The sequence below is a fragment of the Corynebacterium neomassiliense genome (assembly GCF_900626215.1).
GTDB classification, from domain to species: Bacteria; Actinomycetota; Actinomycetes; order Mycobacteriales; family Mycobacteriaceae; genus Corynebacterium; species Corynebacterium neomassiliense.
The window spans coordinates 1,716,593-1,738,363 of the sequence record NZ_LR131106.1; the positions used below are offsets into that span (position 1 = coordinate 1,716,593).

Below are 21,771 nucleotides of genomic sequence, written 5' to 3' on the forward strand. Positions count from 1 at the left end.
TAGTGAGCGGTACAGCCGGGGCGAAAGAGGACATACCCTGGTGTCCATGAAAATCACCGTCATCGGGGCCGGCGTGACCGGCCTGTCCTGCGCCCACGAACTCGCCGAGGCGGGCCACGAGGTCACCGTCGTCGCCGACCGGGGCCCGGGCGACACCGTCTCCGCCCGCGCCGCCGCAGTCTGGTTCCCCTACCGGACCGCCGTACCCTCCGGGGAGGACGCCACCCGGCTGACGGAACGCTCCCTCCTCCGCTTCGTGGAACTCGCCGACTCGGCGGCGGCGGCTGTCGCGGACGGCGCCGACGACATCACCGATGACATCGCCCCTGTTGAGATGCGTCGCGGCACCGTCATCGAACGTCGGGGGACGCCGGACCGTTCCTGGGTTCCCGCTGTCACTGCGGTTCTCGGCACGGACGCCGTCCGTCCGACCGCGGGCGGTGTGGAGACGACCCTGCCGATGATCATGATGCCCACCTACCTGGCCTGGCTCATGGACTCCTGCCGCGTGGCAGGTGTGCAGTTCCGCTGGCGGAAGGTCGAGTCCCTCGCGGCCCTCTACGACGGGGAGTACGCGACCGCGGCCCCGGACGTCGTGGTCGTCGCAGGGGGGCTGCGCGGGGGTGAACTCCTCGGAGGAGATGAAGAGGTCACCCCTGTCCGGGGGCAGATCGTGGTGCTGGCCAACGGGACCGGAACGGACGGGTCACCGGAGCCGCTGACGGACTGGATCACCGACGACGACAACCCGGACGGGGAGACCTATGTGCTGCCCAGGGTCGACGACATTGTCGTCGGCGGAACCGCCGAACCGGGTGTGTGGGACGAGACCCCGGACCCGGAGACCGCCCGGGCGATCCTCGCGCGGGCCGTGGCACTGGTCCCTGAACTGGAGGGACTTCCCGTGCTCGGTCACGGGACGGGACTACGCCCGGGCCGCACCACCATCCGGCTGGAGGTGGTGGATCCGGCGACCCTCCCCGACAACGCCGCCCCGGCGACCGGTGTCCCGGTCATCGCCGCCTACGGGCACGGCGGTGCGGGGGTGACACTGAGCTGGGGCACCGCTGAACGTGTCGCCGAACTGGTCGCCGAACTGGCCGCAGGGACTGCCGGGGGGGAAACAGTGACCTGCTCAGCTCCCGCGGTAGGTGGAGTAGCCGAAGGGGTTCAGCAGCAGGGGGATGTGCAGGTGTGACGGTGCCGCAGGGTTGTCCGCCGGATCCTCGACCACGAAGGTGACGTCAACCCACGGGTACAGGGTGGGGGTGCCGGCCGCCGACAGGTAGTCCCCGGTGTGGAACCGGAGACGGTAGGTGCCCGGAACCGGGTCCACGACGAAACGGTACCGGCCCTCACCGTCGGTGGAGGCGGACTCCAGCACGGTCGGATCGGCGGTGATGTCGGCGCCGGAGTCCACGGCGTGCAGCTTCACCAGTTCGACCTGCAGACCCTTGGCGGGCAACCCCGTGGTCGTGTCGAGGCAGTGGGTGGAAAGGCTCATCTGGTTCTCCTTCATCGGTCGGTGTCGTCAGTGTCGTCGGTGACGTACCCGCGCAGGCGCAGTTCGTTGATCGCACGGAGCTGGTCCACGCTGAACGCCCACTCCTCGTCCGGCCCGACGCTCATGCGCCGTTCCAGTTCCGCACGGATCTGCCCACTGGACCGGCCTGCGGCACGGATGAGGAAGTTCCAGCCGAACTTTTCCCGGTACACCGGCTGCAGGTCACGGACAACGTCAAGGTCAGCGGACTCGGTCGCCCCGGCCTGTTCATCTGCGGACCGGGACCCCCGCGCCACCGAACCACCGATCGGGGGGTGCGCGTTCACCGCGTCCCTGACCTCCTCGGTGGACAGGGCATCCAGCAGCCGGGACGTGGCGGCGACAAGATCGGCGACATCCCGGAAAGGTCGGGCGGCGGCGACGGAGTCCGCCAACGGGGCCGACCCCAGGATGCTCTCCAGCTCCGGAACAATGACGGACGCCGGCGCCGTGTTGAACTCGGCCAGGGTGATCGTGGGCATGCCTCCATCGTATCCACCCCCGCCCGGATCCGTCGGGCGAGCAGGCACCGTCACAGGCACCGTCACCGTCACAGCCACAGCCACCGTCACCGGGGTGCGTCCGAGACGCCGTTGACGACGACCCGGTCCACGGCCCGGTCGTCACCGAGGAGCATCAGGGCGAACAGGAGCTCCTCCGTGGACGTGCACTCGGCGGCACGGTTCGCGAGGACCGCATTTCCACTGCTCTCCGTGGCGTCGAGGATGACGAGGTCGGCGTCCTTCCCCGGCTCGAGGCTGCCGACATGTGCGTCAACTCCGAGCGCCCTGGCCCCGCCCAGCGTGGAGTAGTACAGCAGTTCCGCCGCCGACAGCGGGGCCACGGCGTCCCCGTCCCCGGAGCTGGCGATCAGCCGGGAGACCTTGTACGCCTCCCCCGCCGTCGCCAACGGTGACAGGGAGGTCCCCCCGCCGACGTCCGACCCGAAACCGATGCGCAGACCCGGGGCCGTGTGCAGGGACGCCGCCAGCGGGAACAGTCCGGACCCCAGGAAGTTGTTCGACGTCGGACAGTGCGCCACCGAAGCGTGCACTGAACCGAGCCTGTCGAGTTCACGGTCGGTGAGGTGGACACCGTGCCCGAAGACGGAACGCTCCCGCACCAGGCCGACCCGGTCGTAGACGTCGGTGTAGTCGACAGCGTCGGGGAAGAGTTCACCGACCCATCCGATCTCGCCGACATTCTCCGACAGGTGGGTCTGGACCACCACGTCAGGGTAGGAGTCGGCGAGCTCTCCGAGCGCTTCGAGCTGGGCGTCCGAGGAAGTCGGGGCGAACCTGGGGGTCAGGGCGTACTCCAGGCGGTCCACCCCGTGCCACCGTTCCAGCAGAGCGGCACTCTGACTCTGGGCTGTCTCGGGCGTGTCCAGCAGTTCAGCCGGGGCGTTACGGTCCATGCAGGTCTTGCCGGTGATGATCCGCAGACCCCGTTCCCTGGCCGCGGTGAACAGCGCGTCCACACTGTGCGGGTGCACGGTGGAGTACACCAGTGCCGTGGTGACACCGTGACAGATGAGCTGGTCGGTGAAGAAGGACGCGGTCGCCCTGGCGTGGGCGAGGTCGGCGAAACGTGCCTCCGCGGGGAAGGTGTACCGGTCGAGCCAGTCAAGCAGCTGCTCCCCCGGTGAGGCGATCATCCCTATCTGCGGGTAGTGGACGTGACAGTCGACGAAGCCCGGCACGATCAGCTTCCCGCCGTGGTCGTGCACGACCGGGGACGCCGCACTGCGGGTGTACCCGGCGACGACCTCGTCGGCCGGGCCGACAGTGACGATGACCGGTCCGTCCGTGACGACCGCGCCCCGGGGGATGTCGAGAAGAGTCCCGGGGGTGGCGTCCGTCCCGGACGAGGGGGTGACGACATGGCCCAGATGGATCTCCACGGGCTGCCTCACCTGGTCCGGGGACTGCCAGTGCCGCCGGCGTCCTCCCGGGGTGCCCCCGGCGCACCGACCGAACCTCCCGTGGCGTTCTCGGCCGCCCGGATCTCCTCGGCCCGCGCGGCCGCCGCCTTCGCCTCGGCGACCGCCGCCCGGGCCTCCTCAGCCTTGCGCTCGGCCCAGGCCGCGGCACGTTCGGAGTTGTTGAGCACCACCGAGGTGGATTCGGAGTCCCCGGTCGGGCCGGGTTCGGTCTCGTGGACGCCGTCAGCCAACGCGGGCGCCAGGTGGCCGCCGCCTTCCCGGTTGAGCAGGAGGTTCAGGAGGATCACGACAATCGCGCCGGCGGAGATACCGGAGTCCACGATCATCTCGATCTCGTCCGGCAGTTTCTCGTACAGTCCGGGCTGCACGCTGGGGAGCATGGCCACCGCAATGGACACGCCGACGATGAGGGCCCGGGTCTCCGTCCAGGTCACGGTCGACAGGGTCCTGATACCGGACGCCGTGACCATGCCGAACAGTGCGACACCGGCTCCACCGAGGACCTCGGACGGGATGCCGGTGACCACCGCACCCATCTTCGGCAGGAGTCCGAGGATGATGAGGATGACACCCGCCGCGGTGACCACGAACCGGGAGGCGATACGGGACAGGGACACCAGCCCGACGTTCTGCGCGAACGCGGTGTACGGGAAGGTGTTGAAGATACCGCCGAGGACGGTCGACAGGCCGTCTGCCCGCAGACCGTCGGACAGGGTCCGGCCGTCCACGGGCTTCTTCACCACGTCACCGATGGCGATGATGTCACCGGTGGTCTCGGTCATGATCACCAGTCCGACGATGACCATGGTGAAGATCGACGCGGCGTCGAAGGTGGGGGCACCGAACTGGAAGGGGGTGGGAATGCCGACCCACTCGGAGGGGCCCACCTCCGACCAGTCGGTCCTGCCCATGAACTGTCCCACCACGGTGCCGACGATGATCCCGCCGAGGACGGCGAGGGACTTCATCGCCGGGGAGGCGAAACGGTGGATGAGGATCACGACGACGAGGGAGACCAGCGCCAGGAAGAACCCGCCGACTGTACCGTGGTCGGCTTCGTCCGGGGCGCTGCCGTTGTACACCCATCCTGCGGCGACGGACAGGAGTGACAGTCCGACGACCGTGATGATCGTGCCGGTGACCAGCGGGGGGAAGTAGCGGACGATCTTCGCGAACAGTGGGGCGACCGCCATCATCACCACACCTGTGACGATGACGGACCCGTAGATCGCGGTGACGCCGTGTTCCGAACCGATGGAGATCATCGGGGCCACGGCGACGAAGGAGACCCCCTGCATCAGCGGGAGTCTCGCACCGAAGCGCCAGAGGCCGATCGACTGGATCACCGAGGCGATGCCGGCGACGAAAAGGTCGGCGACGATGAGGTGATGCAGGTCAGCGGCATCGAACTGGCCTGCATTGATCAGTGCGCCACCGACGATGAGGGGAACTGCGACCGCTCCCGCGTACATCGCCAGCACGTGCTGGAGACCGAGGATGATGAGCCGGGGCCACGGTGGCCTCTGGTCGACCGGGTGGACGGCCGGGGCAGCAGGGTCAGGAGCTGAAACAGTCATGTCCCACAGTGTCCGTGGGTCGTGTTAACGGCAGATGTCCCCGGTATTGCGGTCCCCGGCAGACCCCCCCGGGCCTCACACGAAGTTCGGGACCACCTGGTCGATGAACAGCTGCAGTGAGGCCTTCTTCTCCTCGTGGGACATGGAGTTGTCGATCCAGTAGGAGTACTCGTCGTAGCCCATGTCCTCGTAGGAGTGCAGGCGTGCGGTGATCTCCTCGGGAGTGCCGATCATCGCGGACCGGTGCAGGGACTCCAGCTCGAACTCCGGACGGTCCTTGACGGTCTCCAGCGGCTGCGGGGCGAGGAAGCCGTCGTCCGGGACCTTCTTCCCGAACGCCCAGGAGCTGAACGTCCGGTAGTAGCGGCTCACGGCCTCGGCTCCGGGGATCCAGCCGTCCGGGTCCTCCGGCGAATGGACGAAGGTGTGCCGCAGGACCATGATCTCCGGCTTCTTCTCCACCTCAGGGTGGTTGGCGACTGCCGAATCGAACCTGTCCTTGAGGTCCCGGACCTCGGTGTCGTCCTTCATCAGGGGGGTGACCTGGACATTGCATCCCTGGGAGACGGCGAAGTCGTGGGTCTCGGCGGTACGGGCCGCGACCCAGACTGTCGGCCCCGGCTTCTGGATCGGCTTCGGCACCGAGGTGGATGTGGGGAACGACCAGTGTTCGCCGTCGTGGGCGTAGTCCCCGACCCACAGCTTCTTCATGGCGGGGATGAGTTCCCGCAGGTAGCTTCCGCCGTCCTTGGCGGACATGCCTCCGGCGAGGCGGTCGAACTCGAACTGGTAGGCGCCACGGGCCACACCGATCTCGGCGCGTCCTCCGGAGATGATGTCCAGCAGTGCGGTCTCCCCGGCGGCACGGACCGGGTTCCAGAACGGGGCGATGATCGTGCCCGCACCGAGGCGGATGGTGCTGGTCTTCGCCGCGAGGGAGGCGAGGGAGACCATCGGGTTGGGGGAGACCGTGTACTCCATGGAGTGGTGCTCGCCGGTCCACACGGTGGTGAAACCGCCGGCCTCGGCCAGCTGGACGAGCTCGGTGAGGTTGTTCCAGTGCTGTTCGTGGGAGATGGAGTCGTCCCAGCGCTCCATGTGGATGAAAAGTGAGAAACGCATTGTCACTGCTCCTTGCTGTGTCGTGTGTGTGAGAATTCTGTTCCGGCGGCGTCTGCGGCAGGTGCACGCGCCGCCGCCTCCCGCTCGGCGATGGTCGTGTTCGTGCGCGACCAGAGTTCGTGGGGGACCTCGCGGACGATGACGGTGATGTTCTCCGGGGCGGCACCCACGGTCTCTACGGCGACCCTGTGGACGCCGTCCATCAGCGCCCTGAGCTGTTCCGGACTTCTACCTGCGGCGATGGAGATGTCGATGAGTGGCATTGTGGGCACTCCCCGACTAACCGCGCATGACGAAGGGGTCGGCGACAGGACCCTCGTCGGTGTTGATCCACACGGACTTCAACCGCGTGTACTCGTACATCGACTCGATACCGTGCTCGATCCCGACACCGGACTTCTTGAAGCCCTGGCGCGGGGACATCGGCGACATGGCCCGGTAGGTGTTGATCCACACGGTGCCGGCCTCCAGACCGCGGGACATCCTCATCGCGCGCTGCAGGTTGGAGGTCCACACACCGGCGGCCAGTCCGTACTCGGTGTCATTGGCCAGGCGGAGCACCTCCTCCTCGGTGTCGAAGGGGATCACCGCGGTGACGGGGCCGAAGATCTCCTCACGGCACACGCGCATGTCATTGGTGGCGTCCGTCAGCACCGTGGGCTGCAGGAAGTAACCGGGGAGACCGACGTCCGGGCGGTCCCCGCCGTAGTGCACCGTCGCGCCTTCGGACCTGCCGAGGTCGATGTAGGACTTCACCTTGTTCAGCTGTGCCTCGAAGGCCAGCGGACCGAGTTCGGTGTCGTCGTCGACAGGGTTGCCGATCCTGATGGTGGACGCCCTGCGGGTCACCTTCTCCAGGAGTTCGTCGTAGACGGAGCGGTGGGCGAAGACCCGTGAACCGGCGATGCAGGTCTGGCCCGCCGCGGCGAAGACACCGGCGACGACGCCCATGGCGGCGTTGTCGACGTCGGCGTCCCCGAAGACGATGTTCGGCGACTTGCCGCCGAGTTCCAGGGTGCAGCCGATGAACCGTCCGGCGGCGGAGCGGGCGATCCCGGCACCGGTGGCCGTGGAACCGGTGAAGGAGATCTTCGCCAGCCTCAGGTCGTCGACCAGGGCTGCCCCGGCCTCGGCACCGTATCCGGTGACGACATTGACCACACCGTCGGGGAAACCTGCCTCGGAGGCGATCTCCGCGAGGCGGACGATGGTGCGGGACGTGTATTCGCTGGGCTTGATGACCAGGGTGTTTCCGGCGGAGAGGGCCGGGGCGAGCTTGGAGACCGTCAGGGTGATCGGCGAGTTCCACGGGGTGATCGCCCCGACGACGCCGAGGGGCTCCCGCATCGTGAAGTTGATGATGTCCAGGTTCGAGGCGGGGATCTGGGAGCCCTGGACCTTGTCGGCGAGTCCGCCGTAGTAGTACAGGTACTCCGGCACGGACTTCAGCTGTCCCCGCATCTCGCGCAGCAGTTTGCCGTTGTCGAGGCTTTCGTAGAGGGCGAGTTCGTCACCGTATTCCCCGATGAGGTCTCCAAGGCGTCGGAGCAGACGGCCACGTTGTGTCGCGGTGAGTCCGGCCCAGGCGGGGTCACGGAACGCCCGGTGTGCGGCGTCGACGGCGGCGGTGACGTCTTCGTCGGTGCCACGGGCGACCTCGTAGAGGGTCTCCAGGGTTGCGGGGTTGGTGGATGCGAAGTACTCACCGGATGCGGGGGTCCGGTGTTCGCCGTTGATGAAGTGGTCAAGACGTGGGGTCGTGGCGGCTGTTGCAGTCGTTGCGGTCATGGCTCAGTTCAGCTCCTTTCGGGGTGTGGTTCGGTGGTTTTTTCGGCGGTCCCGACCAGCTCGGAGATCAGCGCTGCGAGCAGTTCGGGGTGGGTGTCGGGCACCATGTGCCTGGCGCCCGGGATGATGTGGACGTGGGCGGAGGGGATGCGTTCAGCGATCCGGCGGGACATGTCGGGTGTTGAGCCGGGGTCCTCCTCCCCCGTCACGGCGAGCACCGGAACGGTGATCCGGTGCAGTTCCGGGGCCAGTTCGGCGTCTGCTGTGGCGAAGACGCGGTAGACGTGCAGGTAGGAGGGGATGTCGTTGGCGAGCAGGATGCGCCTGGTCCGGTCCCTCAGCAGCTGTGTCGCGGTGGCCCCGGGGACTGTGGCGTCCTCGGGGAACCACCGGTCGACCGCGCGTTCGGCTCCGAGGGCGAAGTCGGTTCCGGCGGTGTCCAGGCGTGCCCGGACCGCGGCGGCCTCCTCCGGTGTCCGGGCGCAGACGGAGCTCACGCAGGTCAACGAGAGGACCCGTTCCGGGTGGTGCACCGCGATGTACTGCGCGATGAGGGCCCCGACGGAGAACCCGACCAGGTGGACGGGTCCGGTGGTGGTCCGGGAGATCCGGTGGAGGATGTCGGACGCCAGGTCGCCCAGGCTGACCTCGTGGGTCAGCGGTGGTTGACCGCCGTGCCCGGGCAGGTCGAGGGCGACGGTCTGTCGCCCGGACCTGCCTGCGGCCGTGTGGGACAGTTCAACGGTGACGGCGTCCCAGATCGTCCGGTCCAGTCCGACGCCGTGCAGCAGGATGATCGGCGCACCCATGGGCGTTCCTCTACCTGGTTTCCGTGCTCAGTGCGGCGAGCCGCTGCTGGGGACGCCCGGACCCGGTGCCACCCAACGCGATGACGATCTCGTCGGCGTGGGGGGCGTCGGAGACCCGGCACTCGACCGTCTGGTGGTGGGAACGGATCGTGGCGTCGGTGAAGTGCTTCAGCGGCATGTCGAAGGGTGCCCCGGAGACACCGCGCTTCTCCACCGCGGGCAGCAGGGTCGAGGCGTTCGCGGCGTCCCGGAAGTGGTTGCCGAACTTCAGGGTATGGATCAGCGCGGACCCGTGCTCGATCTCACCGTCGACCCCGACGATCGCCGCCTTGCCGAAGGCTTCGAGCGGGACGCCCAGGGCCTCGATGACCCGGGGTGCCAGCAGTGCACCCAGGTCCGAGGCGGTCGCGTCGATGCCGGGGGCGAGGTCTTCGACGAAGCCCTGTCCTGCCCAGGGGTTGCGGATCACCGCGGCGACGACGACCACGCGCTTGGGAGGGGTGACCTCACGTCCGCCCTCGGAGAAGATCTCGTCGACGGTGGTGGTGAGCTTGCGGAGTTCAAGAGTCATGGAAGCAGGCCTTTCAGGATGTCGGTGGTGACCGGGATGTCGGTGGTCCGGTCACCGATGCGGGGGAAGGGGCGCGGCCCGGTGGACGCCGCGGCGATGACACAGATCTCGTCGGCGTGCGGGGCGTCCGCCAGCGGGACGTCGATGGTCTGGTAGTGGTCCCGGTTCGCGGCGTGGGTCTTGTGCCACATGGGCACGTGGACGTCGGTCCCGGGTTCGACCCTTCCGTCGGTGAAGCAGATGATGGAGGTGCCTTCGAGCATCTCCCGGATGAGGTTCCCGAAGTAGGGGGTGTGGATCAGGGCGCCGGCGTGTTCCAGTTCGCCGTCGGTGCCGACGAGCGCGGCTTTGCCGAACGCCTCGATGTTCCCGGCACCGCCGAGTGCCGCGAGGAGCCGGTCGGCGAGGAGTTTGGCGATCACCGGGGCGATCTTCCGGGTCGCCGGGTCGAGGTCGGCGTCCGTCCCGGTGGTCGTCCCGTCGACGATCCACGGGTTCTTCACCACGGCGACTGCCGCGGCCTTGTGTACGGGGGTGTCCAGCACGGATCCGGCTTCGCCGTACACCTCCTCGTGGACGAGGGTGACCCGGCGGATGCCGAGACTCGCTCCGAGCTCCTCGAATGTGGTGGGTCTGTCTGTCATCGCTGCTCCTCGTCGTCGGTGCTGTGGGTGGTGCGTGAGTGTGCACCGGTTGTGCCGGCGTCACCTGGTCCGGTGGCGGGGACAACTGCGTCGGGGTTGCCGAGGTAGTTGAACCGTGCCGGCCGGGCGGACCGTTCCCCGGGGGGATCCTGGTGCCGGTCGTGCCGGTCGAAGGTCTGGTGGAGGGCCGCCCGGCTGGACGCGTGCACGTGGTCGCGCATCGCCATCTCGGCGCCGTAGGGGTCTTTCTGCCGGATCGCGTCGAGGACCTTGTTGTGCTCCCGGTCGGAGTCCTTCAGTCGCTGCGGGTCGGAGACGGTGCGGGCCACCAGCTGTTCATAGGCGAGCTGGTTCATGAGCCGCTCGTACATTTCGTAGAGCTTCCGGTTGTCCGCCCCGCGGACCAGGGTCCAGTGGAACTCGCCGACGAGTTGCGTGTAGCGGTCGGCGTCCCCGCGGGCGGCGGCGGCGTCGGATTCCTCGATGTTGCGCTGGAGGACGCCGAGCTCGGGGACCTCTCCGCGTCTGGCGAGCAGGGCGGCGGCGAGGCCTTCGAGGCTCTCCTTGAGCTGGAACAGTTCAACGATCTCCCGGCGGGTCGGTTCGTGGACGAAGGTGCCGACGCGGGGGCGGATGTCCACCAGGCCCTCCATCTGGAGTTCCTTGAGTGCCTCACGCACCGGGGTGCGGCTGACGTTGAACTCCTCCGCCAGGGCGGTCTCCGGGATGAGGACGCCGGGTTCGAGTTCTCCGGAGAGGATCCGGGCGCGTACCTGCTCGCGCAGGGTCGGCTCCGACTTCCTGTCAGCGGGTGCCTGTTCCGTGATCTCTTGCATGCAAGAGAGTGTGCCATCACCGTGTCAGACATGCAAGAGGAAGGCGGCACATTTCTTCCATGTTTCCTGGAAAGTTACATTTTCGTGCGTTTACGAGTTTTTTACGTCTTGGCATTGACGTGACGCCCCTCACTGCATACGGTTCCATGCATACCGAATGGAGATTCTGTTGCATACAACAGATGCAGTGACCGTCACAGAGAGGTGCACATGAACCACATCCTGAAGAAGACCATCGTCAACTCCTGGCACGCCGCCTGGGACAACGGTGACGTCTCCGTCTTCGACCAGCTCACCGCGGACAACTACCGGCGACGCAACGCCAGGTCCTCCACGACGACCGGTCTGGACGCCATCAAGTCCGACATCCTCGCCATCCGCTCCGCCTTCCCCGACCTGACGACCACCGTCGACCACATCGTCGTCGACGGTGACGAACGGGACTGCAAGGTCGCCGTGTACTGGCACTCCACCGGTACCTTCACCGAGCCTCTCGGTGACGTGCCCCCGACCGGCACCGAGGTCGTCACCGCCGGGTCGAACCTGCTCACCTTCGACGCCGGCCGTGTCGTGTTCGAGGAAGCCACCTGGGACGCCGGGGCACTGCTCGCCGACCTGGGTCTCAAGAGCCTCGGATCCGCCTTTGACCAGGACACCGACTCGGTCTCGGACAATCTCGACGGCGAGCCCACGAAGGAGGCGCTCAAGGCTTTCAACCGCCAGTTCATCACCGGCGTCACCGTGGTCACTACGATGGACGCCGAAGGTAAGCCCCGCGGCCTGGCCGTGAATTCCTACAACTCTGTGTCCCTGGAGCCGCCGCTGGTCATGGTCTGCGTGCAGAAGACCTCGTCGACCTACCCGGCGCTGTTCGCTTCCGGTCACATGGGCATCAACATCCTCGGCTGCAACCAGCGCGACACCCTGCGGACTTTCGCGTCCAAGGCCCCCGACAAGTTCGCGGACCTTGAATGGCACGCGGGCCCGAACGGTTCCCCTCTGCTCGACGGCTCCGCCGCCGCGATCGAGGTGGAGATCAAGGAGCGTTTCCAGGCACTGACCCACACCATCTTCGTGGGCCGTGTCCGCACGTCCGAGTCCACCGACAACGACCCGATCATCTACAAGGCGGGCCGGTTCTACGAGAGCCACGACCTCACCCCGCTCGACTGACAGTCCCCGACAGGAGCTCCCCTACTGGAGGTCACGGAAGCCACCCGTCTGAACTGCACCGACATCTCACCAACCTTCCCCTCACGACCCACAACCCACACCCTCTCCACCCGCACCCACTGCACACCCCCACGCAGATCCACTGCACACACCCACTAGCTCTTCCTGCACAGAAAACGGAGATCACCGTGAGCACTCCCACGGATCCCAGCACCGAGAAACTGACCGCCCCGCCGACTGAGGCGATCCCCGGCCGGGGCATCGAACCGGTCCAGGGCAGTTCACCCGCACTTGAGGACGCCTACGCCCGCAGGGGCCGCCCCGGCACCGTCTTCTGGGTCTCCCTCGCGGTCGTCGCACTGCTGATCATCTGGGCCGCCGTCACACCAGACGGTCTGAACAACGCCCTGACCTCGAGCATGAACTGGATCGCCGACAGTTTCGGCTGGGTCTACCTGCTTGTCGCCGTCGGATGCATCGGTCTGATGGTCTGGCTGGCGTTCAGCCGGTTCGGCACGGTGGTCCTCGGCCGTCCCGACGAGAAGCCCGAGTTCAGCACCCTGTCCTGGCTCGCCATGATCATCTCCGCGGTGATGGGAATCGGTCTGATCAGCTACGGTGTCGCCGAGCCGGTCAGCCACTTCGCCTCACCGCCGCACGGCCTGGCTGAAGCGGGGACGGAGGACGCCGCGGTCCGCGCCCTCCAGTACTCCTTCCTCGACTGGGGCCCCCACGCCTGGGCGATCTTCGGCGTCTTCGGACTCGGCGTGGCCTACTCCACCCATGTCCGGGGCAACACCGGTCTGGTCTCCCCCATCCTCAAACCCCTCTTCGGTTCGTCCATGGACCGGTGGCCCGGCAAGGTCATCGACATCTTCGCCGTGATCGCCACCCTCTTCGGCACCTGTACCTCCCTGGGACTCGGGGCGTCCACCATCGCCGAAGGGGCGGGTCGCCTGTTCCACATCTCCGACTCCACCTTCGTCGAGGTCGTCATCATCGCCGGGGTGACGGTCATGTTCACCCTCTCCGCGCTCACCGGTGTGAACAAGGGGATCAAGTTCCTCAGCCAGGCGACATCGGTCCTGTCGATCTTCCTGGTCATCTTCGTCCTCATCTGCGGTCCGACCGGGTTCCTGGGCAACCTCTTCTTCCGGTCCGTGGGGCAGTACGCCTCCGACTTCTTCTCCATGTCGCTGCGGACCCCGCTCAACGGTGATGACGCCCAGTGGTTCCAGTGGTGGACCTACTTCATGATGGCGTGGTGGCTGAGCTGGGGTGCGTTCGTCGGGGTGTTCCTGGCGAAGATTTCCCGCGGCCGGACCATCCGCCAGTTCGTCGCCGGCGTCATGGGCGTTCCCTCACTCATCTTCTTCGGATGGTTCACCATCTTCGGTGGTACCGCCATCAAGTTCGACATGGACAACGGTGACGGGGCGATCGGCAACGCCGCCCTGGAGAACGTCAACAACGCCTTCTTCGACACCCTGGAGAACATGCCCATAGCCACGGTCACGACGTTCATCACCATTGTCCTTGTGGTCCTGTTCTTCGTCTCCGGCGCGGACGCCAACACCTATGTCCTGTCCATGCTCACCTCCCGGGGCACACTGGAACCGACCAGGCCCGTACTCGGTGTGTGGGGACTGGTCACCGGTCTAAGTGCTGCCGTGCTTCTGCTGGTCGGCGGACTGTCCGCGTTGCAGCAGGCGTCGATGTTGTCGGCATTCCCCTTCGCGTTCATCATCGCCCTACTGGCGGTCAGTCTGGTGAAGTCGTTGCGCGAGGACCACGATCTCGATTACGCCAGGGTTGTGAGACAGAAGGACCTCCTCGCCCGGGGCTGGACAGTACCTGCTCTGGCGGGTCAGCCCGGTTACGCCACGGCTCCGACGGTCGCCGCCATGGAGCAGCCGGCGAGCATCTCCGACGCAAGAGCCGTGGGAGTGGAGTGGAATTCCCCGGAGTCCGACCCCCGCAAACCCTCGTCGGAGTGGCCGCAGGTGCCTGAAGCTGATGACGGTGCTGCGGGTGCTTCGAATGACGCAGGACCCGCACAGTAGCCGGCACCGCCGTCACCTCGTGAAGGTTCACGTCCCGTGAGAGCGATCCGAACACGTCAGATCGGTCTTGCGGGACGTAAAATTATATCGGCTACCTGCCTGCCGCGTTCACGCCCCGCGCGGTAGCGGTACCGGACTCCCCGCCCGTGACCTCGGTACGCAGCAGCCGGTACTGCGGGGTGCACAGTGCCGCCAGCGACAGCAGTACACACAGCACGCCGCCGGCGACGAAGACCAGGGCAATGCCGCGCGACTCACCGGTACCGACCAACCAGGACCAGGCGTCCCGCCCGGCGTCGGTCTCCATGTACGGGATCACCCACAGCTCCGCGAGCGGCGCGACGAGCAGACCGACCACCGGTGCCGTCGCCGCCTCGAAGGTGTTCGCGAAGCCGAAGACACGCCCCTGCTTCCGGTAGGGCACGACCTGCTGGATGACGGTCTGTTCCGCCGCCTCGACCGCGGGGATCAACGCCATCATCAGCCACGAGCCGAGCAGGAAGAGCCAGCCGGCGTCGCGGATCGTGAACAGGGCACCGACCACACCGACCGACGCGGCGCACAACAGCATGGTGCGCACGGGGTTGCGCCCCAGACCCTTCGCGGCGACCAGTCCGCCACCGACGAAGAGTCCGGTGGCGGCCACGGCGAAACCGATGCCCCAGCCCTGCACCCCGAACAGTTCGATGCCGTAGGGGTCCATGAGCGTCATCGTCAGCCCACCGAAGAGGTTGTTCAGCGTGGTGAAGAGGATGAGGGCCAGCAGCCCGGGCACGGCGAGAACAGCGGCCCAACCGCCGCGCAGGTCGACCAGACCGGTGGGGGACGCGGCACTGTCGGCGTCTGCGACGCCCTCAGCGGCGTCCTCGGTGGCGTCCTCCTCGGTGGCGTCCTCGGTGGCGTCCTCCCGAATCGTGAGGGACGCCAGATGGAGCAGCACCGGGACAAGGATCCCGGTACCGATGACCATGGTCCAGCCCATGCCGAGATAGCCGACGGACAGGCCGCTGAAGATACTGGTGACCAGCATCGACAGTCCCTGGACGGTGCCGACCATGCCATTGGCGTTGGCGCGTCGTTCCTCCGGGACGAGAAGGGTGACCGTGGTGGACAGGGCGATGCCGCGGAGCTGCTCGACGACCGCGCCGGCGAGCATGATCGCCGTGAACAACCAGAACCACAGCTGGGTGATGTCGGACAGGCGGTCGGCCCCGGCGACGGCGAAGAATGCCAGGTCAATGAGGAACATGCCGAGGGCGAAGACTGTCGCCCAGACCATCACGGCCTTCTTGTCGAACCGGTCGACGAGCGTGCCGAAGAGCATGCTGCACGCGGAGACGAACAGCATGTAGGCGCCGCCGACGGCACCGGAGGCGATGACATTGCGGGTCTCGGCGTAGATCCAGAAGGTCAGGCCGAACCAGAGGAAGCTCGTGGCGAGGTTGGCCACGGCGGTGTTGACGAGGATGTGGACGAAGGTACGCATACCGTGACCAGGGGTTGTGCGCGCGAATCTGCGCGGGGTTGTACGGGGCATTCTGCTCTCCGGTGGAGTGCGGGGGCAGGGCAGCGCTGAGGGCAGGGCTCAAGAGCTACCCGACGACCCGCGGATGTGCGGTGGGCCGTCGGACAGCGGAGAGAACAGGAGTGGACTCGACCGTTCTCCGCTGTCAGAGGAGGGTGCGGAGCTTCAGAAAGGCGGTGCCGGTGTACATGGTTGATGACATTAACAGATCGGGGGGGGTGGCTTCCCGACCGAGAAACCACCGCCATGGACACACAGGTAAAACTCATGTAAGTTGTCTTTCTTACAATTTTCCCTCACGAAGAAAGTTCATGAATGTCTTCTCTCCGATCTGGAATTATCAGGCCATTCGCAGTGTCCCTGACAAGCATCGGAACACGAAGCGCAATCGACTATGAACCGATCACAGGGTTCTCCTTCAACTGGAGAGGGAACACGTACAAGGTCGCAACTCCGGATCAATGTGCGAGGCTTTTTGTCGGCGGAGCCTTCCGAGGCGAACAGTGTCACAATATTCACTAATCTCGGCGTTGCCGTGTCTGACAGCCGCCGTGGCCAGCATCGTAAGTTGAGTGGCCCTGATCATGACATGGAGCAATCTCTACAATGCGGACGCCTTCCTGTCCGGTGACGTCAGCACAGATGTTTCCGGCCTCGTCGGCCCGGCTTTCACCTACGCGAAGGTCGGTACCATCTCCGCGGCGGTGGCAGTGCTGAGCCTGGTGCTCCTGGCGTGGCGCACCGCCGCACAACGTCGGGCCTAGACAACGTCGTAAGTAGCTTGTCCCCCTGCCCCGAGGTGGTATGTACGTCACACATACCATCCCTCTGATGGTCAGCCTTGCCTTTGCTAGGATGCCCTCATGCGCACTCTCTCCGAGCACGACCGCCAGCAGCACCTCACCGCTGCCGTCGAGGCACTGGAGTCCCGAATGACGGGACGGTTCATCGACGTCGACGAAGCTTTCGCCCAGCTTTCCCCGGAACCGCAGTGGCAGACCGACCAGGCCGCAAGCCTGCTGCGCCGCGCACACCGTCGCCTGCGCACCACACGTCGCAGATCCTGAGCCTCGCTACGGTCTACCCCGTGCGCCGGTTCCGGTGATCCTGACCGGCCACCCCCGCGGTCCCTCCCCTCGGAAGTTCCTCCGGTGCAGGACAACTGACCGGGTGGCTCAGGGAAGTTTGGTACGGTCGGCCGGTGACCACTGTACTGAAGGTATTTACCCGGGACCTCCGCCGCCTGTGGCAGACCCCCAAGGTCTGGGTGATCATCATCGGTGTCATCATCACTCCCGCGCTGTACGCGTGGTTCAACATCGCCGCCTTCTGGGACCCCTACGGCAACACGCGCAACATAGACATCGCCGTGGTCAACCAGGACACGGGAGCGGACTCGTCACTGACGGGCCACATAGACGTCGGCGCGCAGATGGTAAAGCAGTTGTCGAAGAACGACCAGCTCGGATGGCGCTTCATGGACGCCGAGGAAGCCGACCACCAGCTGAAGAAGGGCGAGGTCTTCGCCTCGATCACCGTCCCACCCGATTTCTCCTCCGACTTCCTCAGCATGTTCGGCGGCACCTATGAACGACCCACCCTGACATACCGGGTCAACGAGAAGCTCAACGCGATCTCCCCGAAGATCTCGGACCAGGGTGCGTCACAGATCGACACACAGATCACCTCCACCTTCAAGGAACAGGTCGCGTCGGCGGTGACCACCGAACTGCGCAACGCCGGCGGTGACATCGGTGACCGTCTGGCGGAGACCGGGGGAAACACCTCGGACGCCTTCGCAGGGGCGGCCCGGACCATGGCGTCCGCCCGGGACGAGATCGACCGGGTACGGCAGAGCATCAGGGACGCCTCCCCCACCATCGACGCCACCCGCGACGCCCTCGGTTCCGTGGGGAAGACACTCGACGACGCCGGCACTGCCCTGCAGCAGGTCCAGTCCGTCATGACCGAGGTCCAGAAGCAGGTCGCCACGTTCTCCGATTCCGCGACGACAGCTTTCGCGGACAGTACGACAGCACTGGCCGAGGGAACCTCCGCGGCCACCGGGGCGGTCGCCTCCGTCACCGGGGAGCTGGAACGGGCCACCAGCGGTCTCGACGGGGCGACCAGGTCCCTGACCGGTGTCGTCGACCAGAGCGGTCAGGCAGTCAGCCGCCTGCAGGCCCTGGTCGACGGTGCCGCCCCCGAGATCGCGGGTCCCCTCACCGACGCCCTCAACGGACTGCAGGAACGTAACCGGGCCGACCGCGCACTGCTCGACGACATCACCGGGCTGCAGCGTTCCACGGCAGACACCGTCTCCTCCGTCAATGCCGCGGCCACCGCCCTGGAAAGCGCCACCGCCGACACCCGCGACTCCGCCCAGGCGCTGACCACCGCTGTCCGGGACACCCTCCCCGCGCTGAACCGGGCCGTCAACCGGGTCAACGAGTCCGCGGGGTCCTTCGCGGGCACCCTGCAGTCCCAGCGGACCATTCTGGACCAGTCCGTCGGTCTGCTCGACGGGGTCGAACAGCAGCTCGGCCGCGCAGACGGCGTCCTCGGCGGTTTCAGCGACAATCTCGCCGGCATCGAGGACGGGCTGAACACCGCCCGCGCAGACGTGAATGCCCTGGTCGCGGCGTCCGGACAGGGTGCCCTGGGGACGGTCAGCAACCTGGACTCGGTGAGCATCTCCCGGTTCCTGGCGTCCCCCGCGGAACTGGACAGCCACCCGGTGTACCCGGTGGCGAAGTACGGGTCCGGCATGGCGTCCCTGTTCACCAACCTCTCACTGTGGATCGGCGCATTCATGCTGATGGTCATCTTCCGCACCGAGGTGGACACCGCCGGTCTCAGGAAGCTCACCGTGGCCCAGGCCTACCTCGGCAGACTGCTTCTGCTGTCCGTGCTGGCACTGTTCCAGGGGTTCGTCGTCTCCGTCGGAGACCTCGTCCTCGGCGTGCAGCACGTCAACCCGGTGATCTTCGTCGCCACCTGCATGCTCATCAGTGTCGCCTACCTGAGCGTCATCTACGGTCTGATCACCGCATTCGGCCACATAGGCAGGGGCATCGCCGTGGTCCTGGCGTTCATACAGATCCCCGGTTCCTCGGGTATGTACCCGATCGAGATGACACCGGACTTCTTCCGCGCCGTATACCCCTTCCTCCCGTTCACCTACGGCATCGACGCGATGAGGGAGACGGTCGGAGGGTTCTACGGCAACCACTACTGGAAGGCGATGGGCGTCCTGGCGCTGATGGCCTTCGTCGCGTTCGTCGTCGGAACTTTCCTGCGCCGCAACCTCTCCCACGTCAACATGCTGGTCAACAGACAGCTCGGGCAAGGTGGACTCATCATCAACGAAGAGGTCCAGGTGGTCGGCAGCAGCTACCGGCTGTCCGACGCCATCCGCGCGCTCCGGGACCGTGACGCCTTCCGCGACGAAATCGACGGCCGGTGGAGGCGTCTGCGGGAGAACTACCCGGCCCTGCTGAAGATCACGGTCGGCGTGGGGGTGGTGGGAGTGCTGGTTCTCGGCGTCCTCGCCCGGGTCCACCCGGACCAGAAGGCGGTCATATTCGGAGTCGTGTGCCTGTGGATCCTCCTGGTCATCACGCTCATCGCCATGCTGGACTACGTGAAGAACAGTTTCGGCCAGGCGCAGGAACTCATGGACCTCCCGGAGGAGAAGCTGCGGGGGATGGTGTCCGGCAGTGCCGGTGCAGGCAGGGAACCGCGTACGGGAGGTGACGGCGAATGAGGACCGTCCTGAAGATCTTCTACGGTGACCTGCAGAAGATCCGGCACAACGTGATGACCGCGATCGTCATCTTCGGTCTCGTCATCATCCCCATGCTGTTCTCCTCGTTCAACGTGCTGGCCAGCTGGAACCCCTTCGACAACACCGACCGGCTCAAGATCGCCGTCGCGAGCACTGACGAGGGGTACGACAGTGACCTCATCAGACTCCGGGTCAACCTGGGTGACCAGGTGCTCTCCCAGCTGAGCCGGAACGACCAGATCGACTGGGTCGTCACCGACGAGGCCACGGCAGTGGACGGCACGAAATCGGGTGAGTACTACGCCTCGATCGTCCTGCCCCCCACTTTCAGCACCGACCTCCTGACCTTCTTCGTCCAGGGGACCGAGCCCTCCCGGCTCGCCCTGTACACCAACGAAAAGAAGAACGCCCTGTCCACCCTCATCGCACCCCAGAGCGCAGAGGGGGTGATCTCACAGATCAACGACAGTTTCACCCGTATCCTCAGCAATGTTGGACTGGGACTGGTCACCTCCCTGTCGGACTACCTCAACCAGGATGACACCAGGGCTGCCGTCGACCGTATCGAGTCCCGGGTCCGTGACGTCGGCAACCAGCTGAGTTCCGGGGCGCAGACGGTGCGGGCGCTCGGCGCGCTGGTCGATTCCACCGTCCCGCTCGTCGACAGTGTCGACAGCATGGTCAGCGCAGCCGGGGCACAGTTCCAGGACAACGGTTCACCGGCGGGGGACGGGACGAGCGCGGGCAGCGACCTGCAGTCAACCCTGGAAAGGGCCACCGGGTCCCTGGGCTCGGCGCTGGACGCCGCGGGTGGCGGATACGACGCCGTACGGGACCGTCTCGACGACCTGTTCTCCGACGCCGGGGCGACCAGTGACTCCACCGCTGCGACGTTGAACGGACTGGCGGACCGGGCCGGACAGCAGGCGGACAGTTACCGGGCGGTGCGCAGCACTCTGGTCGACGACATCGGCCCGGCACTTCCGCCGGCCGCCGCCCCCGGACTCGACCGGGTGGTCGGCGCCCTCGACACCGTGATCGACCGCACCCAGGACCTCCACGACAGTTTCCGGCGCACCGCGCAGGACATCACCGGGGGCAACACGTCCGCACAGGAGGCGCGCCAGCGTGCCGGTGACGCCGTGACCAGGGCCAGGGACGCGGTCAGCAACGCGGTCTCGTCCTACCGGACCGACCTCAGGCCCCAGCTGGACGCGTTGGGTGGTTCCCTTCGCACCCTCGGTGAGGACATCAGCACCGTGCGTGAGGACCTGGGCGAGATCGGCCGGACACTGTCCGACTCCCCCGGATCCCTGCAGGAGACCCTGGGCCGTGCCCGAGACACCGCGAACACGGTCGCCGACAGTCTCGACGAGCAGTCCCGACGCTTCTCCGAACTGGAGAATGCCCTGGCCACCGCCGGGGAGACCGGTGATTTCTCGAGACTGCGGGAGATCGTGGGTTCGGATCCGGAGACACTGGCCTCCCAGCTCGCCGCACCGATGGCCGTCGACCGGCAGCCGGTGTTCCCGGTCGCCGGGTTCGGGGTCGGCATGGCCCCGCTGTACACGGTGCTGTCCCTGTGGATCGGAGCTCTTCTCACCGCGGTGCTGATCCGCATCGGTGCCGCTCCCTCGCCCGTGAAGAAGGACGGGAAGGAGAACGGGAAGGACGCCGGGGACGGTGACGGGGACGGTGACGGGGAGGACGCCGACAGCGGGCAGGACGCCACGGTCGCAGCAGACGCCGGTACCCTGCCCGGAGTCGAGCAGGACGCCCCTGCCGCCCGGGCGGCGGGTGACACTCCCTCCCCGGCACAGGCCTACTTCGGCCACTTCGGGGTGTTCGCCCTCATCGGACTGGCTCAGAGCACCCTCGCGATGCTCAGCCTCATCGTTTTCGTCCAGATCAAGGCCGAGCACCCGCTGCTGCTGCTTCTCACCGGGTGGGTCACCTCGGTGGTGTTCATGCTGGTGATCTACACACTGGTGCTCTCGTTCGGCAGTGCGGGCAAGGCGATCTCCGTGTTCCTCCTGGTCGTGCAGGTCTCCGGGTCCGGTGGCGCCTATCCCCTGCCACTGCTCCCCCAGTGGTTCCAGAGCATCAGCCCGTGGCTGCCCGCGACCTACGGTATCGACGCCATGCGGTCGGCCGTCGCGGGGGTGTACCAGGGCGACATCTGGATCTACCTCGGCAAGCTCCTGCTCTTCGTGGTCCCGGCACTGGTTCTGGGGCTGTTCCTGCGCCGACTGCTCGACGGCTACAACAGAAGCACCACGGCAGCCATCGAGTCGACCAGGGTCATGTCGTCCTGAGACCCCGGGACACAGTGGCCCTGAAGTGGGCCCTGGATTGGGCGCCCTGAAGTGGGCGTCCTGACGAGCGGGC

General features: G+C 66.6%; 19 protein-coding genes. 7 read left to right on the forward strand and 12 right to left on the reverse strand.

Annotation, left to right across the window (positions count from 1 at the left end):
- The first annotated feature begins 46 nt into the window (after positions 1-46).
- Positions 47-1,198: an FAD-dependent oxidoreductase gene (locus tag E0E18_RS07550; RefSeq protein ID WP_130840019.1), complete on the forward strand. Its 1,152-nt coding sequence runs from the start codon at positions 47-49 to the stop codon at positions 1,196-1,198.
- On the opposite strand, the gene uraH is transcribed toward E0E18_RS07550, so the two are convergent.
- From uraH to E0E18_RS07605, 11 genes are all read right to left on the reverse strand, one after another.
- Positions 1,136-1,504, reverse strand: a complete 369-nt coding sequence (gene uraH, locus E0E18_RS07555; RefSeq protein WP_066589901.1) for a hydroxyisourate hydrolase — start codon at positions 1,502-1,504, stop codon at positions 1,136-1,138. The two genes, E0E18_RS07550 and uraH, sit on opposite strands and share 63 nt — an antisense overlap.
- A gap of 11 nt (positions 1,505-1,515) precedes the next feature.
- Complete coding sequence (locus E0E18_RS07560; protein ID WP_130840021.1) at positions 1,516-2,025, reverse strand: 2-oxo-4-hydroxy-4-carboxy-5-ureidoimidazoline decarboxylase; 510 nt, start codon at positions 2,023-2,025, stop codon at positions 1,516-1,518.
- Positions 2,026-2,111: 86 nt separating this feature from the next.
- Positions 2,112-3,446 carry a guanine deaminase gene (gene guaD, locus E0E18_RS07565; RefSeq protein WP_130840023.1) on the reverse strand — a complete coding sequence of 445 codons (1,335 nt, stop codon included), beginning with the start codon at positions 3,444-3,446 and terminating at the stop codon, positions 2,112-2,114.
- Positions 3,447-3,454: 8 nt separating this feature from the next.
- A complete protein-coding gene (locus E0E18_RS07570; protein WP_237559688.1) occupies positions 3,455-5,065 on the reverse strand; it encodes a nucleobase:cation symporter-2 family protein in 1,611 nt (536 codons plus the stop codon).
- A gap of 75 nt (positions 5,066-5,140) precedes the next feature.
- Positions 5,141-6,187 carry an LLM class flavin-dependent oxidoreductase gene (locus E0E18_RS07575; protein WP_110480890.1) on the reverse strand — a complete coding sequence of 349 codons (1,047 nt, stop codon included), beginning with the start codon at positions 6,185-6,187 and terminating at the stop codon, positions 5,141-5,143.
- Positions 6,188-6,189: 2 nt separating this feature from the next.
- The gene (locus tag E0E18_RS07580; RefSeq protein WP_066588472.1) at positions 6,190-6,450 is read right to left on the reverse strand and encodes a tautomerase family protein; all 261 of its coding nucleotides are present in this window, start codon (positions 6,448-6,450) and stop codon (positions 6,190-6,192) included.
- 16 nt (positions 6,451-6,466) lie between these two features.
- Positions 6,467-7,975: an aldehyde dehydrogenase gene (locus E0E18_RS07585; RefSeq protein WP_130840025.1), complete on the reverse strand. Its 1,509-nt coding sequence runs from the start codon at positions 7,973-7,975 to the stop codon at positions 6,467-6,469.
- A gap of 8 nt (positions 7,976-7,983) precedes the next feature.
- A complete protein-coding gene (locus E0E18_RS07590; RefSeq protein ID WP_110480889.1) occupies positions 7,984-8,784 on the reverse strand; it encodes an alpha/beta fold hydrolase in 801 nt (266 codons plus the stop codon).
- A 10-nt stretch (positions 8,785-8,794) separates the two neighbouring features.
- Positions 8,795-9,355, reverse strand: coding sequence for an amino acid synthesis family protein (locus tag E0E18_RS07595; protein WP_066588479.1), 561 nt, complete (start codon positions 9,353-9,355; stop codon positions 8,795-8,797).
- Entirely contained in the window at positions 9,352-9,999 is a 648-nt protein-coding gene (locus E0E18_RS07600) for an amino acid synthesis family protein (protein ID WP_130840027.1), read from the reverse strand. Before E0E18_RS07600 ends, E0E18_RS07595 begins: the two co-directional genes overlap by 4 nt.
- The gene (locus E0E18_RS07605) at positions 9,996-10,835 is read right to left on the reverse strand and encodes a GntR family transcriptional regulator (RefSeq protein ID WP_066588488.1); all 840 of its coding nucleotides are present in this window, start codon (positions 10,833-10,835) and stop codon (positions 9,996-9,998) included. Before E0E18_RS07605 ends, E0E18_RS07600 begins: the two co-directional genes overlap by 4 nt.
- Positions 10,836-11,045: 210 nt before the next feature.
- Between E0E18_RS07605 and E0E18_RS07610 the strand changes: the two genes are divergently transcribed.
- Together E0E18_RS07610 and E0E18_RS07615 are read left to right on the forward strand one after the other, a co-directional pair.
- The gene (locus tag E0E18_RS07610; RefSeq protein ID WP_066588491.1) at positions 11,046-12,008 is read left to right on the forward strand and encodes a flavin reductase; all 963 of its coding nucleotides are present in this window, start codon (positions 11,046-11,048) and stop codon (positions 12,006-12,008) included.
- A 188-nt stretch (positions 12,009-12,196) separates the two neighbouring features.
- Positions 12,197-14,071, forward strand: coding sequence for a BCCT family transporter (locus E0E18_RS07615; RefSeq protein ID WP_130840029.1), 1,875 nt, complete (start codon positions 12,197-12,199; stop codon positions 14,069-14,071).
- 91 nt (positions 14,072-14,162) lie between these two features.
- On the opposite strand, the gene E0E18_RS07620 is transcribed toward E0E18_RS07615, so the two are convergent.
- Complete coding sequence (locus E0E18_RS07620; RefSeq protein WP_130840031.1) at positions 14,163-15,608, reverse strand: MFS transporter; 1,446 nt, start codon at positions 15,606-15,608, stop codon at positions 14,163-14,165.
- 572 nt (positions 15,609-16,180) lie between these two features.
- On the opposite strand from E0E18_RS07620, the gene E0E18_RS07625 reads away from it, so the two are divergent.
- From E0E18_RS07625 to E0E18_RS07640, 4 genes are all read left to right on the forward strand, one after another.
- Complete coding sequence (locus E0E18_RS07625; RefSeq protein WP_130840033.1) at positions 16,181-16,360, forward strand: hypothetical protein; 180 nt, start codon at positions 16,181-16,183, stop codon at positions 16,358-16,360.
- Positions 16,361-16,459: 99 nt separating this feature from the next.
- On the forward strand, positions 16,460-16,663 hold the full coding sequence (locus tag E0E18_RS07630; protein ID WP_066588501.1) for a hypothetical protein: 204 nt from the start codon (positions 16,460-16,462) through the stop codon (positions 16,661-16,663).
- A gap of 134 nt (positions 16,664-16,797) precedes the next feature.
- On the forward strand, positions 16,798-19,362 hold the full coding sequence (locus E0E18_RS07635; RefSeq protein WP_237559689.1) for a YhgE/Pip domain-containing protein: 2,565 nt from the start codon (positions 16,798-16,800) through the stop codon (positions 19,360-19,362).
- The gene (locus E0E18_RS07640) at positions 19,359-21,698 is read left to right on the forward strand and encodes a YhgE/Pip domain-containing protein (RefSeq protein WP_130840035.1); all 2,340 of its coding nucleotides are present in this window, start codon (positions 19,359-19,361) and stop codon (positions 21,696-21,698) included. The genes E0E18_RS07635 and E0E18_RS07640 overlap by 4 nt, the downstream gene beginning before the upstream one ends.
- Positions 21,699-21,771 lie beyond the last annotated feature (73 nt).